The following is a 15,357-nucleotide window of genomic DNA, read 5'->3' on the forward strand; positions in this document are numbered from 1 at the left end:
CAGGGTCTCCCGCCCCAGGAGGGCAACCCATTCCCGACCCCGAAGGTCACCGCAATCACACGATTCTGGAGATCTTCCCATGGCCGTATCCACTTCCACCGCCGCCGAGTTGACCGCGACTCAGGTTCAGTCGGTCCTCGTCCAGCCCCTCGAAGCGGCATCACAGTTCCTCGCCGCAGGCCCGCAGGTGTTCGACACCGCTGGCCCGATCCGCATTCCCAAGCTCGGCGGCCCCGTCACCGATCCCGGCTTCACCGCCGAGAACACCGAGATTCCCGGCCGCGATGTCGACTTCGACGAGGTCGCCCTGATGCCCTCGACGATGCAGAGCGTCAAGGTGCTCACGAAGTTCAGCAACGAGCTGGCCCGCCAGTCCGTCGTCGCCCTCGACGCCGCGATTCAGCAGCGCCTCGTGACCGACGTGGCCGCCAAGATCGACGCGACGTTCTTCAGCGCCACAGGCAACGGCACCACGACCCCGAAGGGCCTGTTCGCCTGGTCGGGCACTCAGTCGGTCGCGGTCGGTGGCGCGTTGTCCTTCGACGCCCTCCTCGACGCTTGGGGCAAGGCCCTCGAAGCCAACGTGAGCACCGCCAATCTGAAGTGGTGCCTGCGCTCGCGCGACGTGGTGAAGCTGCGCAAGCTCAAGGACACCAACGGCCGCTACCTGATCGACCCCGATCCCACGGTGGCCGGTGGACAGACGTTGTTCGGCCTGCCGGTCATCATCTCCGACCGGATGCCCGACACGACTGGAGGTTCGCCGACCGGCCGGGGCGCGCTCGTCGACTTCTCCCAGATCGCCGTCGCCCGCGACCTGGCCCCGTCCGTGACGATCCTCGACCAGACGTTCGCCGACTTCGATCAGCAGGCGATCCGCGTCGTCACCCGCTACGACGTGGCCCCGCTCAACCCGACCGCAATCGTCACCCTGACCGGAATCACCATCTAGTCATGGACCTCGCCGAGCGTTACGAATACCTCCGCGACGGCGACGACGAGAACATCGAGATCGTCGAGGCGTTCGTCCGCGCCTATACCCGAGGGGTCGGGTTCGACAAGCACACCGGCTTGCCGATCCCGGCCCTCGCCGGGGTGATCCTCGCCGCCGCCAAACGCCTCGAAGTGAGCCCGATCATCGGCCAGGCCACCGAAGGGGGCGAGGTCCGCTACGACGTGTTCAAAGGGTTCAACCTCGCCGAGCTATCGGTTCTCAACGACTACCGCCGTAGGAGCGCCTGACATGGGCGACATCGACCTCGACCAGCAGTTCGTGAACGAGTGGCTCAACGGCCCCGAGTGTGAGCGGATTCTCGGCGACGTGGCCGACGAGGTCGCCGACTACTGGGCGGCCCACGCCCGACGCCGGACCGGCAACATGGCGACCAACACGATCGCGACCACGGTCATGACCGCCAGCGGATGGAACGGCTACTTCGAGGTACTCCCGTACTACGCGAAGTTTCAGGAGCGCGGCACGCACGACGTCGAGGCCATGCACCTGATCGAGGAAATCGTCGCGCTGATCGAGGGCGGCCTGTGACCGGCCGCCAAGCCCACAAGGGCAAGAAGCGCCCGCGCTCCTGGCACCGCCGATTCAACGGCCCCGACAAGGCCCACCTCGTCGCACAGCGCAAGATCGACCGAGCCTTGCGTCGAGCGGCCAAGCAGCTCGTCGACCCCGATTCGCTCCCCGCTTAATCATCGAATAAACGTGCATTTCTTGGAATCTCAGGGCATCTAGCGGAATGGTCGACCGAATGAAATACGTTGTCTAACAGCCAATTTGGCATGAAATGGCAATCCTGGGAATGTCCATTTCGCTAACCCAGAGGTCGCAGGTTCAAATCCTGTCCCCGCTACGAAAACGATGGCCCGGACCACATGGTCCGGGCCATCGTTTTATTCGCTGCGCCTCAGCGCACCAGGCAGAGCGGAAGGTAACCCGACTGTGCCGGTGACGTCGGCGACGTCACAAACAGGCAGGAATTGAATCCGAGCTTCTCTGCCTCGTGACGCAACATGAGCAGCGTGCCGTTCGAGATGACCCGATCACGGCTGAGGATGAATCCGGAGACGCGGAACGGGTCACCGACGATGGCGTACCGGTACGGATCGCCTCGGTGTGCACCGTCGGCCACCCAGGCGACGATGTAGTTCGGGACCCCCCGGGTATCGATGGTGTTCGGCACCCCGGGAAAGCTGACGACGAGTTGGGCGTTGGTCTTGGTATCGACCACCGTGGCCTTGCCCTTGATCCCGTCGGGCTGCCCCGACGGGGAAATGCACCTGTTGTCGACCGACAGCGTCGTCTTGTCGATGATGCCGTAGCGCGCGACCGTGTCGCGGGCGCAACGCACGCTGTAGAACCCGGGGATCGCGGCCTGCTGCCACCACGCGCCCAGGTAGCGGTTGACATCGAGGGAGCGCACCGGCCGCAGCGTTCCGCTGGGCGCTGCAGTCGACGGGCCGGCGGCAAGACCGCCCAGCACGGTGGTGAGCAAGGCTGCGAGGAGGACCGTAAGTATTCGTTTCATACTCGTGATTCGTAGCGAGTCGCGCCGCGGATGGGTGGCAACCCCATCTCGCCCATCTTGCCGACGACCCATCCGAATGACGATCGGCTTCGAACACTGGGTATGACACCGAAGAGCTTCGCAGTGGTGGGCAGCGGCGTCGCCGGCCTGACTGCCGCGCACGTGCTCGCGCGCGAACACCGCGTGACCCTGTTCGAAGCGGATTCCCGGCTGGGCGGCCATGCCGACACCCATCGGGTGATGCTGCCGTCGGGGGCCGAACTCGCGGTGGACACGGCCTTCCTCGTCCACAACGACCGCACCTACCCGACGCTGCAGCGACTCTTCGCCGAATTGGGGGTGACGACGCGCGAGACCGACATGTCGATGTCGGTGCGGTGCGACCGCACCGGTCTGGAGTACGCGGGTGCACGGGGCATCAACGGACTCTTCCCGACCGTCGCCACCGCCGCACGGCCGCGCTACCTTCGGATGCTCGGCGAGATCGTCGCCTTCCATCGCGCGGCGCGGCGGGTGCTGGCGGGCCCCGTGTCAGACGAATCGATCGCCGGGTTTGTGAGTCGCGAAGGATTCTCCGACTACTTCGAGGAGAACTTCCTACTACCGCTGATCGCTGCGGTGTGGTCGTGTGACAGCGCCACCGCCGCCGACTACCCGGCCCGTTCTCTCTTCACCTTCCTCGACCATCACGGAATGTTGTCGGTCTTCGGCTCCCCCACGTGGCGAACCGTGGCGGGCGGATCGGCAACCTATGTCAACGCAATCGCGGGCCGGATAGCCGCGAGCGGCGAGATTCGGCTGTCACAGCCCGTGCGCGGCATACGCGAGACGCCGAACGGGGTTGAGGTCGTCGCGCACCGAGCCGGATCGGCGACGACCGAGACCTTCGACGCGGTGGTGCTCGCGGTCCACCCGCACCAAGCACTGGACCTGCTCGAACATTCCGCAGACCGCGCCCAGATCCTCGGGGCGATGCCCTACCTGGCCAAATCCGCGGTGCTGCACACCGACGAGTCCATGCTCCCCCGCGCGCGACGCGCCCGCGCCTCGTGGAACTACCGGATCCCGGACGACGAGCGCGGCGCCGAATCGATCGTGGTCACCTATGACGTCACCAGACTCATGCGTCTTCCCGACGTGGGTGAGCGGATGCTGGTCACGATGGGTCGGACCGACCTGGTCGACCCGGCGTTGATCCTCGACGAGATGACCTACGAACATCCGGTGTACACACGGGAATCGGTGGCGGCCCAGGCCCGGTTGCCGGAGTTGAACACCGACCGCATCGCGCTCGCCGGCGCCTACCACGGCTGGGGCTTCCACGAAGACGGCGCCGCGTCGGGCGCGCGCGCGGCAGCCAGGCTCGGCGTGCCCTGGCCGGCACCGGGCTTCGGGAGGAACCCATGAGTCCCGACGGAACCGTTCTGCCCGCGATCGTCGACGCGCAGATCGTGCACAGCCGAACCGACCCGATAGTCCATCGGTTCGCCTACCGGAGCCGGACGTGGCTGATCGATATCGACGATCTGCCCGACCTGCCCGGCCCCCTCCGCCCGTTCGCCCGCTTCCGGGCTGCCGACCACTTCCCCGAGCCCCTGGGCGCCGCGGACACGCTGCGCGGCCGATTGGAGAGCCACCTGCGCGCGGCAGGCGTGGAACCACCGACCGGCCGCATCACGGCACTGATGTCGCCGCGAGTCGCCGGGTACGTGTTCAACCCGCTCAGCGTCTACTGGTGCCACACCGACGACGGCGCGCTTGCCTACGTCGTCGCCGAGGTCCACAACACCTACGGCGGGCGCCACTGCTACGTCGTCGACGTCGACTCCGCCGGCCGCGCGAGCGTGGACAAACAGTTCCACGTCTCGCCGTTCCACGACATGAGCGGCAGATACGACCTCCGACTGCCCGAACCCGACCCCGGGGGCAACGTCAGCCTGTCGATCGTCCTATCCCGCCCCGGCGCGGCGCCGTTCACCGCCTCGTTGCGCGGGCGGGCACTCCCGGCCACGGCGCGGCGGGTGGCCCTCACCCAGCTGACCGCGCCACTGGCGCCGTTGGTGGTGGCGCTGCGGATCCGCATCCAGGGTCTCGCCCTATGGCGCCGTCGCCTGCCGATCACGCCGCCGCCCGATCAGCACCAGCACACCACCGTCGCCACCGACCACGTCACCGCACGACAGGAGGAGCCACGATGAAACGGCCCGTGTCCCACGACGAGCCCGAAACGGCCGAGGTCGCCCAGCGCTGGCCCGACCTCGCCACCGTTCCCGGCGGCCCCACCGCCCGGATCCGGGCGCTCGTTGCCGACCAGCTGTTCCGACGTGCAGCGCGGCGCGCTGGGATCCGCGTCGAGTACCCCGACGGGTCGCTCATCGGACCGTCGACCGGTGCGGTACTGCCCAGGATGATCATCCGGCGCCCGGACGCATTCGCCAGGCGCGTCGGCGCAACGGGACTCATCGGATTCGGCGAGGCCTACATGGCCGGCGACTGGGCCACCGACGACCTCGTCGGGCTACTCACCCCGTTCGCCCGGGCGGCGGCCACGCTGGTCCCCCGCCCGTTGCAGTTCCTGCGAACCCTCGTCCTGCCCGGCCCCCGGGCGGAGGAGAAGAACACGACGGCCAACACCCGTTCCAACATCTCCCGCCACTACGACCTGTCCAACGACCTCTTCACCACCTTCCTCGACGAGACGATGACCTACTCGTGCGCCCTGTTTGAACACGATCCGTCGCCGGGCACCGGGTTGAACTGGGATGATCTCGCCGGTGCGCAGCGGCGCAAGATCGACCGCCTGCTCGACCTGGCCGGTGTCGGCCCCGGTACCCGCCTGTTGGAAATCGGAACCGGCTGGGGCGAACTATGCCTGCGGGCGGCGCAACGGGGGGCGATCGTACGGTCGGTGACCCTGTCGGCCGAGCAGTGCGACCTCGCCAACCGCCGGGTGGTCGAAGCCGGGTACGGCGACCGGGTCACGATCGAGCTGTGTGACTACCGCCTGGTGACCGGTGAGTATGACGCGATCGTGTCGGTCGAGATGATCGAGGCGGTGGGCCGAGAATATTGGCCGGCCTACTTCAGCACCATCGACCGTCTCCTGGCACCCGGTGGGCTCGTGGCGGTTCAGGCCATCACCATGCCCCACGACCGGCTGCTGGCCTCTGAACGCACCCAGACCTGGGTACACAAGTACATCTTCCCCGGCGGCCAATTGACCTCGATCCGGGGAATCGAGGAGGCCGTCGCGGAACACACCTCGCTGCGGCCCGTCGACTCGGCCCGGATGGGCCTGCACTATGCCGAGACCTTGCGCCTGTGGCGCGACCGCTTCAACACCGAGGAGGACCACGTGCTGGAATTGGGATTCGATCGCACATTCATCCGTATGTGGGATCTGTACCTGGCGTACTCGGAGGCCGGCTTTCGCGCCGGATATCTCGATGTCGTGCAACTGGGCTTCGCTCGATGACCGGGCCAGCCGGGTTCGCGGTCATTGCCGGGGCCTCGTTGCTGTTCCTCGTCGTGCTGCAGACCGTGGCGTTGGCCGTGGGCCATCGGATCGGCCGCTACAACGTGGTCGACGTCGGGTGGGGGCTGGGATTCGTCGGCGTGGCCTGGTTGGCGCTGGTGCTCGGCGACGGCGATGCGACGCGGCGGTGGCTTCTGGCCGCGCTGGTGAGCATCTGGGGACTCCGGCTCTCGCTGCACATGTTCGTCAAGAGTCGTGGCCACGGCGAGGACCCGCGCTACGTCGAGATGCTCGCCAGGTACGAGGGGCCGCCCGTGCGCGTGGCGGCGACGCGGGTCTTCGCCACCCAAGGCGCAGCCCAGTGGTTCGTGTCATTGCCGATTCAGCTCTCGGCAGTCGCCAGCGCGACGACCGGGGCCGCCTGCGTGGCCCTGGTCGCCGGAATCGCGGTATGGCTGGTCGGCTTCGGATTCGAAGCGATCGGCGACGCCCAACTCCGCCGGTTCAAGGCCGATCCGGCGAACAAGGGCCGGATCATGGACCGCGGACTGTGGGCGTGGACGCGGCACCCGAACTACTTCGGCGACGCGTGCGTCTGGTGGGGACTGTGGCTGATAGCGGCCAGTGCCTGGCCCGGCGTGCTGACCGCACTGTCGCCGGTGGCGATGACCTACTTCCTGGTGGTGGCGACCGGTGCGCGGCTGCTGGAGCAGTCGATGGGTCGACGGCCGGGATACGCCGAGTACCAGCGTCGCACCTCGTTCTTTGTTCCGCGCCCACCACGTCCGAAGGGCTCTGCGCTACGGTCGTGAGTGTGACGACTCCGAGCAGGCCGACGCTTCCACACCTGCTCGAGAACATCGCGGCCGGGGACGGCGCGGCCTTCGGAGAATTCTACGATCAGACCAGTTCCCGCGTATACGGCATGGTGCTGCGCGTACTCCGCGACCCCGGCTACAGCGAGGAAGTGACCCAAGAGGTGTACGTCCAGGTTTGGACGTCGGCAAAGTCCTACGCGCCGTCGTCGGGATCACCTGTGGCGTGGCTGTTGACGATGGCGCACCGCCGAGCCGTCGACCGTGTTCGACGGGAGGATGCGGCCACCAGGCGCGACCTGAACTTCGCGGCACGAGCCGCCGATCGGGAATACGACGAGGTGAGCGAGACGGTAACGACCCGTGAGATGACGGCTGCCGTGCGGGACTGCCTCGATTCGCTGACGGGTACCCAGCGGGAGTCCGTCGACTTGGCCTACTACGGCGGGCTGACGTACCGCGAAGTCGCCGATCGCCTCTCCGTTGCGCTGCCCACCGTGAAGTCGCGCATCCGGGACGGGCTGCTCCGACTCCGCAACTGTTTGGGGGTCGGCGATGCCTGACGATTCACTCCTCGACTGGGCGGCACTGGCCGGCCTCGATGCCCTGGGCGCCGCGGACGTCGCAGACCTCGACGAGCGGTTGCGCACGGCCTCCCCGCAGGCGCGCGCCGACTACGAGCGGGCCCTGCGCGACACCCGCGAGGCGATGGCGCGGGTGAGCGAGGCCACGGCGACAACACCTCCTCCGCGACTGCGCGCTGCGATCCTCGCGGCGGTGCAGCGCATGGAAGCGACAGGGGCGGGAACCGCGGTCGCGGACATATCCGCGATGCCGACAGAGGGATGGCACGGCCGCCGGTTGTCCTACCTCGCCGCTGCCACGGTGTTGGCCGTCGTCGCGGGTGCCGTCGGCTGGCTGATCGGAATCCGATCGGTCGACTCCCACGCGCCCACGAACCCCACCGCGGCACGCGTTTTCGCCGCACGCGACGTCGCCTCCAGATCGGCGCCCGTCGTCCGGGGTCGCGCCACCCTGACCTACTCCGACTCCGTCGACGCGGCCGTGCTGGTAATGAACGACGTCCCGCCGCCCGAGCCCGGGACGGTGTATCAGATGTGGCTCGAGCACCCGGGAGGTGACATGACGCCGGCCGGCACGATGTCGCGCAACGACGTCGCACCCTCGACGACCGCGGTGATCACCGGGATCCGCGACGCCCGCGCCCTTGTGTTCACCGTCGAACCACAGGGTGGCTCGACCCGACCGACCGGTGTCCCGGTGGCGAAGCTGCCGATAGGCTGATCCCTTTTCTCCCTGCTCACGCGCTACGTCCAGACGTCGGCCGGCGGCGTTATACGTCGTGCCGCTACTCGTCCTCAGCGCGATCGCCCTGCGTTCTAACTATCCGCGAAATACAGCTTCGTCACGTCGTACAAAACCAGGGTCGCCGGACCGAGGCCCGCGTGCACGGCGCAAGTCGCGGCCAGACGCCACCGCCGAGCCGCTTGAGCGTAGACCGCGAGTCGGCGTTTGACCGTCGCATACGACGACGCCTCGACCCCGACCTCGGCCAACACGCGCAGGGAGTCCAGTTTGCTCGGGCCGCCCGCGCCGGCGCCTGCCACACCGAGCTCCAACTGTCCCTGACCGGCCGATAGCCGCTCGACGGCCACAGACCTCAATGCCGCCAATTCGGCCTCGGGGTGCGCCGAACCGATGTGATCAATCGTGCGCGAACCCCGTCGATTCGAATGCACGACCTGCACCACAGCAGCACCTAGAACCGCCCCGTTAGTGGCCACCCCGAGACCCAACGGCACAGGTTGCAGCGCCGCCGACTCCAGAATCAGTGAAAGTGAGCCAAGTCAGGTTGAAGGGTCGACGGCACTACCCGGCCCCATGCCCAGAAGCCGTCGACGAAGCACCACTTGCCGGTAGTTCGCGACTTGATACCGGCAATGATCTATGGCATGCGGTCCGGAACCGCAGCCGATACCAGCTCGATCTGCGCCTGGTTGCCGGGAGCGCCGGCCAAGCCCGCATCCGCGGTCAGCAGCGGGACGTCGAGTAACTCCGCCAACGCGACGTACGCCGCGTCGTAGGCGGTGAGGTTCCCGCGCAGTGCCCACACCCGACGGGCGAGCAGGGCGTGATCGTGATAGCTCACGTCGAGCTCCTCGAAGAGTTCCAACGCACGGTTCGCCTCTTCGGTTGTCGTCGAACCGGCCGCTACTCGGCGTCGCAGCACCTGGAGCACCTCGATGGTCAACAGCTGCGGTGCGTGCAACTGCACGGTCGACGCGGCGATCCGCCGCCTGACATCCTCAGCGAGGGGAAGGTTCAACAACAATTCGACGACGACCGACGCGTCGAGGACCATCAGCGCGCGTCACGTTCGGCACGAACCGACTCCGCCGCGGTCTCCCCGCGATAGGCGGCCTCGGGCAGCGCCTCGAGTCGATCGAGCATCTCCTGCCGCGTCGGCCGTTCCACCGATCGCGCCAACTCCGCCAGGGCGAGGTCGGACAACGTCACCCCCTCGCGCGCGGCCCTCTCCTTCAACCTGCGGTGCAGATCCTCGGGGACGTTGCGGACCTGAATCAGAGACATGTAAATATGATGACTTCATCACTATTGCATGTCAATCGGCCATTTGATTATTAGTTACTAACTACTAATCTATCTCTATGGCATCACGTATGAGCGGCGCGGATCGCCGAGAACAGGTCTTGGCGGTCGCGGCACCGGAGTTCGCCCAGCACGGCTTGCACGGGGCGTCGACGGAGGCCATCGCGCGCGAGGCGGGGATCACCCAGGCCTATGTCTTCCGGATGTTCGGCACGAAGAAGGCGCTGTTCCTGGAGCTGGTCACCGCCGCGTTCTCGCGGGTCAGCGACGGGATGCTCGACGCGGCGCAGGGCGCCGACGGACTCGAGGCACTGTCGCGGATGGGAGCGCAGTACTACGGACTGCTCGCCGACCGAACGTCGCTGCTGCTGCAATTGCAGGGCATGGCCGCATGCGGCGACACCGAGGTGCGCGACGTGGTGCGCGAGCGCTTCAGCGCGATGTGGCAGGCCGCGGCGGGAGCGACCGGCCTCGACGCAGTCACCGTCAAGTCCTTCCTCGCTTACGGAATGCTGCTGAACGCCGGTGCCGCACTCGACGTCGACGAGGTCGACGAACCCTGGGCGAGCGGGGTCCGCACCCGCATCGAACCCGGCCTGTTCGCCCACATCACGTCGGAGACGAACCGATGAGCGCGCCGCCGCGAACCACACCGGACACACGACGGCTCGCACCGGCGCTCGTGACGATCGCGTTCTTGGGCGCGGTGATCGGCGGCGTCGGGGCGCCGCTCATCACCTCGGTCGCGTTGGCCCTGCCCGTCTCGTTGGACTCGGCGCAGTGGACGCTGACGGTCACCCTGTTCTCCGGGGCGGTCTCCGCGCCGATCCTCGGTCGGCTCGGCACGGGTCCCCACCGACGCGCCGCACTGCTGGTCACACTGGGCCTCGTCGCGCTGGGCGGTCTGCTGACCGCCCTGCCGCTCCCCTTCTGGGTCCTCCTTCTCGGCCGCGCACTCCAGGGATTGGGTCTCGGCGCCATCGCCCTGCTGATGAGCATCGCGCGCGACCACCTGACCGAAGACCGTGCCCAATCGACGATCGCGACGATCTCGGTGGCGGGAACGGTCGGCATCGGCGTCGCCTACCCGCTCATGGGCCTGATCGACCAGACCGCCGGCTTGCGCATCGCCTACACGGTCGGTTTCGCGTTGTCGCTGCTGGCCGTGATCATCGCCTGGCTGACGATCCCGTCCGACGAGAAGCGGGCAACCCCACGAATCGACGGTCTCGGCGCCGCCCTGCTGGCGATCGGCACACTCGGCATCCTCTACGTCGTGGCCACGCCCGCCGTCTGGCACCGACCGCTCACCGGCGTCGGCATCCTCGTCGCAGCGCTCGCCGCCCTCGTCGCGTTCACGGCGTGGGAACTGAGAACGGCCGCTCCCCTCGTCGACCTGCGCCTGCTCGCCTCCGGCGGCATCCTACGGGCGAACTGCGCCATGCTCGTCGCCGGTATCGGCATGTATCTGCTCTTCTCCCTGCTCACGCGCTACGTCCAGACGCCGGCCGGCACCGGATACGGGTTCGGGCTGTCCGGGGTCGCCGCGGGAGCCGCACTCATCCCGTTCTCACTCCTCGGATTCATCGCGGGCAGACTCACTCCCGGCCTGACCGTCCGCCTCGGTGCACGTGGGACATTCGCCGTTTCAGCGGCGGCCGCCGTCGCCGCAGCCGCCCTCTTCACGTTGGTCCCGAAATCCCTCGTCGCGACACTGGGTTCTATGGCCATCCTCGGCTTCGGCGTCGGCGGCGCGTCGGCCATCATGCCGCGCCTGGTTCTCGACGGCGCGCCCCGCGAGGAGACGGCAAGCGTGCTATCGATCAACCAGATCGTGCGCACGGTGGGCTTCAGTATCGGCAGTGCCGTGGCCGGACTCCTCCTGGCGGCCGCGACACCCACGGGTGCGCGCTTCCCGGTCGCACACGGCTACCAGACCGCGGCGTTGTACGTCGTGCCGCTACTCGTCCTCAGCGCGATCGCCCTGCGTTCTAACGCAGGAAAAAGTAGTACCCGGCGATGAACACGACGACGATGCCGATGTTCACGATCAGCCGCAGCAGGGTCTGATCCCGGTCGCGCAGGAAGGCGACGTCCACACCGACGATGAGCGCGACCATGACGAGCACGTAGACCACCGACCACACCGGGTGTTTCATCCCTTCAGGCTACGCACCCGGCGTACGGTCCAGGATCAACAGCGGGATCTCCCGATCGGTGTTGCGCTGATAGCCGGCATATCCGCGGTACTTCTTCGTCACCCGCGGCCACAGCTCGGCGCGCTCCTGCGGCGTCGCCGGCCGCGCATGGAAGGGCTTGGTCTCGCCGTCGACGGTCACCGTGACCTCCGGCGTCGCGACCGCGTTCTTGTACCAATCCGGATGATCGGAGTGTCCGCCCTTGGACGCGACGACGACGATCCGCTCGTCGTCGTGAATCGGGCTGCTCAGCAGATTGGCATACGGCTTTCCCGACTTGCGCCCGACGGTGTGCAGTTCGACGGGAAGCATGCCCATGACACTCTTCGGGAAGCGTCCGCCGGTCACCGTGAGCAGGGTGCGGTGGCCCGTCTCCAACAACCAGGCGCCCGCCTCGGCCATTCGATCTGATCGACTCATGCGCCGACCGTACGCCGTGGCGGCGCCGATGTCGTCCTACCCCGGGTGGATCTTCCGGAGTGGGGCCCGAGCTACGCGCGCGGGGTTCGGTCCAGGATCAACAGCGGAATCTCCCTATCGGTGTTGCGCTGATAGCTCGCGTACCACCGATAGGCCTTCACCACCTTCGGCCAGAGCTCGGCTCGCTCGTCCGGAGTCGCCGTCCGCGCCCGCGCCGGCTCGGTCACGCCGCCGACGGTGATACGCACGTCGGGGTTCGCGACGGCGTTCTTGTACCAGTCCGGATCGTCGCTGTACCCGCCTTTGGAGGCGACCACGACGATCCGCTCGTCGTCGTGCACCGGACTCGACAGCGTCGTCGTGAACGGGCGCCCACTCTTGCGCCCGACGGTGTGCAACTCGACCGGCAGCATGCCCAGCAGCGTGCGCGGGAAGCGTCCGCCGGTGAGGCGCAGTGCCGCGTGGTGCACTCCGGCCAGCCCCCGGACCGCGGCGAAGACGAGCGGATCGGGCAGGCGCATGCGACGCAGGATACTCAGGACGGGTCGACGACCGGAAAGCTACCCGTCGGCCCCTCCCCCTCGTCGTAGACGTCCTTGGGCGAGCCGATGATCTTCGGATCGGGATGGCCGACCACGCGGTGGTCCTTGTTCGGATAGTCGAAACGGGTGAGCACCCAGCGCATCGCCTCGAGGCGGGCGCGCTTCTTGTCGTTGGACTTCACCACGGTCCACGGCGCGTGCGGCGTGTCGGTGTAGAAGAACATGGCCTCCTTGGCCTCGGTGTAGGCCTCCCACTTGTCCAGCGAGGCGAGGTCGGTCGGCGAGAGCTTCCACTGCTTGACCTTGTCGGTGGAGCGCGAGACGAATCGCGAATGCTGCTCGGCCCGTCCCACCGAGAACCAGAACTTCACCAGGTGGACGCCCGAGTTGACCAGCATCTGCTCGAATTGCGGTGCGGCCCTGGTGAACTCGAGGTACTGCTGGGGCGTGCAGTAACCCATGACCCGCTCGACGCCGGCCCGGTTGTACCAGGAGCGGTCGAACATCACCATCTCGCCTGCGGCGGGCAGGTGCGCCACGTAGCGCTGGAAGTACCACTGCGTCTGTTCCCGCTCGGTCGGCTTCTCCAAGGCGACGACGCGCGCGCCACGGGGGTTGAGATGTTCGGTGAACCGCTTGATCGAACCGCCCTTGCCCGCCGCGTCGCGGCCCTCGAAGACGATGACGATCTTCTGCCCGGTCTCCTTGACCCACGCCTGCAGCTTCAGCAGCTCGATCTGCAGCCGGCGCTTCTCCCGCTCGTAGGCGCGGCGCGAGATCTTCTTGTCGTACGGGTACCCCTGCCGCCACGGGGCATCCGGCCCGTCGTCGGCGGGCTGTCGCTTCGCGGCGCGCTGGAGTTCCTCGAGTTCGTCGATTTCGGGGGTCAGGTCGATCTGGCCGGGCGCGGCCATCTCGAATTCGTCGTCGGGCGTGGTGGAGTCTGTCGACATGCGGGCAAGTGTAGGGCGCACTCCGGCGCGAAACCCGACATGGCGGCAACCAACCGGTAAACGGCGCCTAAAGTCCCGACGACGAGATCAGCGGCTGTGGACGCCGAGCAGCCAGGCCAACTGTTGGGCCAACGGGTTCAGATCCAACCGATCAGGATCCTTCTTCGGCTTGTTATCCCACGGCTGCGCAATATGCGGATTGGCCAACGTCGCCCGCGCCGCACCACGCACCCCCGTCGGCGAACCCTGCGGCACCGTACACCGCGCATTCAAATTCAACGGAAAATCGTCATAGTTCACATCAAACGTCGGATTCTTCCGCTTGATCGCATCAATCATCTGCTGCGTCGACTCATACCCCTGCGTACACGCCGCCGGATTATTCGTCTCCAACACCACACCGAAATGAATCTGACCGTCACCGGGAGCCGGCGCCGCGGATCCCGCGGACAACTGTGAGATCAGGGCGAACAGCACATTCGTCGACCAGCCCGTCGGTGCGATCGCGACCCGGCTCACCGAACCCAGATCCTTGACCACCTTGGTGATATCGGCACCCTGCTTCTGCAACAACCCCGACAACGCCGACGCCGACGTCTGACCCGTCGTCAACAACCGCCGCACATCCGGATCACTCGACGCCAACGTCGAAGTCACCAACTCCAAATTCTTCGACCACGCCAAAATCGCATCCGACTGATCCGCCTGCGTCGCCAACACCACCGACGAATTCCGCAACAACGCAATCGTGTCCGACAACGAGTCATACCCCGCCTTGGACAACGTGTTCAACGACGTCACCAACCGCGTCAGATTGTCACCCTGACCGTTGAACGCCTTGCCCAACTCCTCGACAATCGTCCGCAAATCATCCACCGGCACCGACTCCGCGAAATCCAACGCCGAATTCACCACGTCTTCCAGCGGTGGCGGCGTCTGAGTCTGTGCCTGCGCCAGGATGGAGCCCGCGCGCAGATACGGGCCCGAGGCCGACGTCGGCCGCAGATCGATGTACTGCTCGCCGATCGCCGAGCGATTGGCCACCACGGCGACCGCCGAGTCGGGAATGCGCGGGCGGGCCTTGTCGAGCTGCAACTCGACGTCGACACCGTCGTGGGTGAGCTGTAGTTTCGCCACGCGACCCACCGGGATGCCCTGGTAGGTCACCTCGGCGTTGGTGAAGATGCCGCCGGAGTCGCGCATCTGGAGCAGTACGTTGTAGACGCCCGCGCCGAACAGTCTGTCGACGTGGACCACGTTGAGCCCGCCGACCACCAGGGCAACGATGCCGATCACGGCGGTCGCGATGATCCGGGTGATTTCTCCCCGACTGAGCGGCGGCATGGATCGATGCTACGACGGCGCCCTCGCCGTCGAGAACTTCTGACCGCATCAAGCGGCGGTCAGCACACGACCGCCGACTTTGTGTCGCACGTCACATTCACGAGTTAGCATGGGGGTGCCGATCCGGTCGACCAAGGAGGTCATGATGGCCACAACCCACACGGTTCACCACCACGAATCCCACGGCAACCACCCGATGAGCGTGGTCGCGTTCTGTGCCACCTTGCTCGGCTTCGCGTTCGCCGGCCTCTGGCTGGTGGCACTGGGATCGGGACACGGCACGGCCCTGGCGTTCGGCCTCGTGGCGCTCGCACTCTTCGTCGTCGCCGCGACGGCCTTCCGCATGGTGTCGACGCACGCCACCCACGGACCCTTGCAGCCGGAGAACACCGACGTGGAGACGGGCCGCTACCTCCACGAATACCGCGACTGACGCCCGGGC

Annotated in this window: 21 protein-coding genes and 1 pseudogene; 13 read left to right on the plus strand and 9 right to left on the minus strand. The window is 67.0% G+C overall.

Annotated elements, in window-relative coordinates; genetic code table 11:
- The first annotated feature begins 79 nt into the window (after window positions 1-79).
- From HUN08_RS13250 to HUN08_RS13265, 4 genes are read left to right on the plus strand one after another with little or no spacing between them, the layout of a single operon-like run.
- Window positions 80-952 carry a phage major capsid protein gene (locus HUN08_RS13250; RefSeq protein WP_124246858.1) on the plus strand — a complete coding sequence of 291 codons (873 nt, stop codon included), beginning with the start codon at window positions 80-82 and terminating at the stop codon, window positions 950-952.
- Window positions 953-954: 2 nt separating this feature from the next.
- On the plus strand, window positions 955-1,242 hold the full coding sequence (locus HUN08_RS13255) for a hypothetical protein (protein ID WP_124246857.1): 288 nt from the start codon (window positions 955-957) through the stop codon (window positions 1,240-1,242).
- Window position 1,243: 1 nt separating this feature from the next.
- Complete coding sequence (locus tag HUN08_RS13260; protein WP_124246856.1) at window positions 1,244-1,543, plus strand: hypothetical protein; 300 nt, start codon at window positions 1,244-1,246, stop codon at window positions 1,541-1,543.
- Window positions 1,540-1,701 (plus strand): hypothetical protein, encoded by a 162-nt coding sequence (locus HUN08_RS13265; protein WP_165353387.1) that lies wholly within the window; start codon window positions 1,540-1,542, stop codon window positions 1,699-1,701. Before HUN08_RS13260 ends, HUN08_RS13265 begins: the two co-directional genes overlap by 4 nt.
- Before the next feature lie 215 nt (window positions 1,702-1,916).
- Here HUN08_RS13265 and HUN08_RS13270 read toward each other — a convergent pair whose 3' ends face one another.
- The gene (locus tag HUN08_RS13270) at window positions 1,917-2,537 is read right to left on the minus strand and encodes a lipocalin family protein (RefSeq protein WP_124246855.1); all 621 of its coding nucleotides are present in this window, start codon (window positions 2,535-2,537) and stop codon (window positions 1,917-1,919) included.
- Between the two features lie 102 nt (window positions 2,538-2,639).
- On the opposite strand from HUN08_RS13270, the gene HUN08_RS13275 reads away from it, so the two are divergent.
- The 6 genes from HUN08_RS13275 to HUN08_RS13300 are packed head-to-tail and all read left to right on the plus strand — an operon-like array spanning window position 2,640 to window position 8,132.
- Complete coding sequence (locus HUN08_RS13275) at window positions 2,640-3,944, plus strand: NAD(P)/FAD-dependent oxidoreductase (protein ID WP_174900931.1); 1,305 nt, start codon at window positions 2,640-2,642, stop codon at window positions 3,942-3,944.
- The gene (locus tag HUN08_RS13280) at window positions 3,941-4,735 is read left to right on the plus strand and encodes a DUF1365 domain-containing protein (RefSeq protein ID WP_124246854.1); all 795 of its coding nucleotides are present in this window, start codon (window positions 3,941-3,943) and stop codon (window positions 4,733-4,735) included. Before HUN08_RS13275 ends, HUN08_RS13280 begins: the two co-directional genes overlap by 4 nt.
- Entirely contained in the window at window positions 4,732-6,012 is a 1,281-nt protein-coding gene (locus tag HUN08_RS13285) for a cyclopropane-fatty-acyl-phospholipid synthase family protein (protein ID WP_124246853.1), read from the plus strand. The genes HUN08_RS13280 and HUN08_RS13285 overlap by 4 nt, the downstream gene beginning before the upstream one ends.
- Window positions 6,009-6,824, plus strand: a complete 816-nt coding sequence (locus tag HUN08_RS13290) for a DUF1295 domain-containing protein (protein WP_124246852.1) — start codon at window positions 6,009-6,011, stop codon at window positions 6,822-6,824. Before HUN08_RS13285 ends, HUN08_RS13290 begins: the two co-directional genes overlap by 4 nt.
- Before the next feature lie 2 nt (window positions 6,825-6,826).
- Complete coding sequence (sigK, locus tag HUN08_RS13295; RefSeq protein WP_367649921.1) at window positions 6,827-7,390, plus strand: ECF RNA polymerase sigma factor SigK; 564 nt, start codon at window positions 6,827-6,829, stop codon at window positions 7,388-7,390.
- Window positions 7,383-8,132 (plus strand): anti-sigma factor, encoded by a 750-nt coding sequence (locus tag HUN08_RS13300; protein WP_124246851.1) that lies wholly within the window; start codon window positions 7,383-7,385, stop codon window positions 8,130-8,132. Before sigK ends, HUN08_RS13300 begins: the two co-directional genes overlap by 8 nt.
- Before the next feature lie 107 nt (window positions 8,133-8,239).
- Here the strand turns inward: HUN08_RS13300 and HUN08_RS13305 are convergent.
- From HUN08_RS13305 to HUN08_RS13315, 3 genes and pseudogenes are all read right to left on the minus strand, one after another.
- Window positions 8,240-8,596, minus strand: a pseudogene (locus HUN08_RS13305) (IS1634 family transposase); the annotation flags it as partial.
- Window positions 8,597-8,793: 197 nt separating this feature from the next.
- On the minus strand, window positions 8,794-9,210 hold the full coding sequence (locus tag HUN08_RS13310) for a type II toxin-antitoxin system VapC family toxin (RefSeq protein ID WP_301546734.1): 417 nt from the start codon (window positions 9,208-9,210) through the stop codon (window positions 8,794-8,796).
- On the minus strand, window positions 9,210-9,440 hold the full coding sequence (locus HUN08_RS13315; protein WP_124246849.1) for a hypothetical protein: 231 nt from the start codon (window positions 9,438-9,440) through the stop codon (window positions 9,210-9,212). Before HUN08_RS13315 ends, HUN08_RS13310 begins: the two co-directional genes overlap by 1 nt.
- 77 nt (window positions 9,441-9,517) lie before the next feature.
- Here HUN08_RS13315 and HUN08_RS13320 point away from each other — a divergent pair, with 77 nt between their 5' ends.
- Window positions 9,518-10,090: a TetR/AcrR family transcriptional regulator gene (locus HUN08_RS13320; RefSeq protein ID WP_301546735.1), complete on the plus strand. Its 573-nt coding sequence runs from the start codon at window positions 9,518-9,520 to the stop codon at window positions 10,088-10,090.
- Entirely contained in the window at window positions 10,087-11,481 is a 1,395-nt protein-coding gene (locus HUN08_RS13325; protein ID WP_124246848.1) for an MFS transporter, read from the plus strand. Before HUN08_RS13320 ends, HUN08_RS13325 begins: the two co-directional genes overlap by 4 nt.
- Here the strand turns inward: HUN08_RS13325 and HUN08_RS13330 are convergent.
- The 5 genes from HUN08_RS13330 to HUN08_RS13350 form a co-directional block, all read right to left on the minus strand.
- A complete protein-coding gene (locus HUN08_RS13330; protein ID WP_165353388.1) occupies window positions 11,450-11,617 on the minus strand; it encodes a hypothetical protein in 168 nt (55 codons plus the stop codon). The genes HUN08_RS13325 and HUN08_RS13330 overlap by 32 nt on opposite strands.
- 9 nt (window positions 11,618-11,626) lie before the next feature.
- Window positions 11,627-12,076 (minus strand): nitroreductase family deazaflavin-dependent oxidoreductase, encoded by a 450-nt coding sequence (locus tag HUN08_RS13335; protein ID WP_124246847.1) that lies wholly within the window; start codon window positions 12,074-12,076, stop codon window positions 11,627-11,629.
- Between the two features lie 71 nt (window positions 12,077-12,147).
- On the minus strand, window positions 12,148-12,597 hold the full coding sequence (locus HUN08_RS13340) for a nitroreductase/quinone reductase family protein (RefSeq protein ID WP_124246846.1): 450 nt from the start codon (window positions 12,595-12,597) through the stop codon (window positions 12,148-12,150).
- Between the two features lie 14 nt (window positions 12,598-12,611).
- Window positions 12,612-13,571: a polyphosphate kinase 2 gene (gene ppk2, locus HUN08_RS13345; protein ID WP_124246845.1), complete on the minus strand. Its 960-nt coding sequence runs from the start codon at window positions 13,569-13,571 to the stop codon at window positions 12,612-12,614.
- An 87-nt stretch (window positions 13,572-13,658) separates the two neighbouring features.
- Window positions 13,659-14,915 (minus strand): MCE family protein, encoded by a 1,257-nt coding sequence (locus tag HUN08_RS13350; RefSeq protein ID WP_129624295.1) that lies wholly within the window; start codon window positions 14,913-14,915, stop codon window positions 13,659-13,661.
- A 145-nt stretch (window positions 14,916-15,060) separates the two neighbouring features.
- On the opposite strand from HUN08_RS13350, the gene HUN08_RS13355 reads away from it, so the two are divergent.
- Window positions 15,061-15,348: a hypothetical protein gene (locus HUN08_RS13355; protein WP_124246843.1), complete on the plus strand. Its 288-nt coding sequence runs from the start codon at window positions 15,061-15,063 to the stop codon at window positions 15,346-15,348.
- Window positions 15,349-15,357 lie beyond the last annotated feature (9 nt).

The organism is Gordonia sp. X0973 (assembly GCF_013348785.1).
GTDB lineage: Bacteria > Actinomycetota > Actinomycetes > Mycobacteriales > Mycobacteriaceae > Gordonia.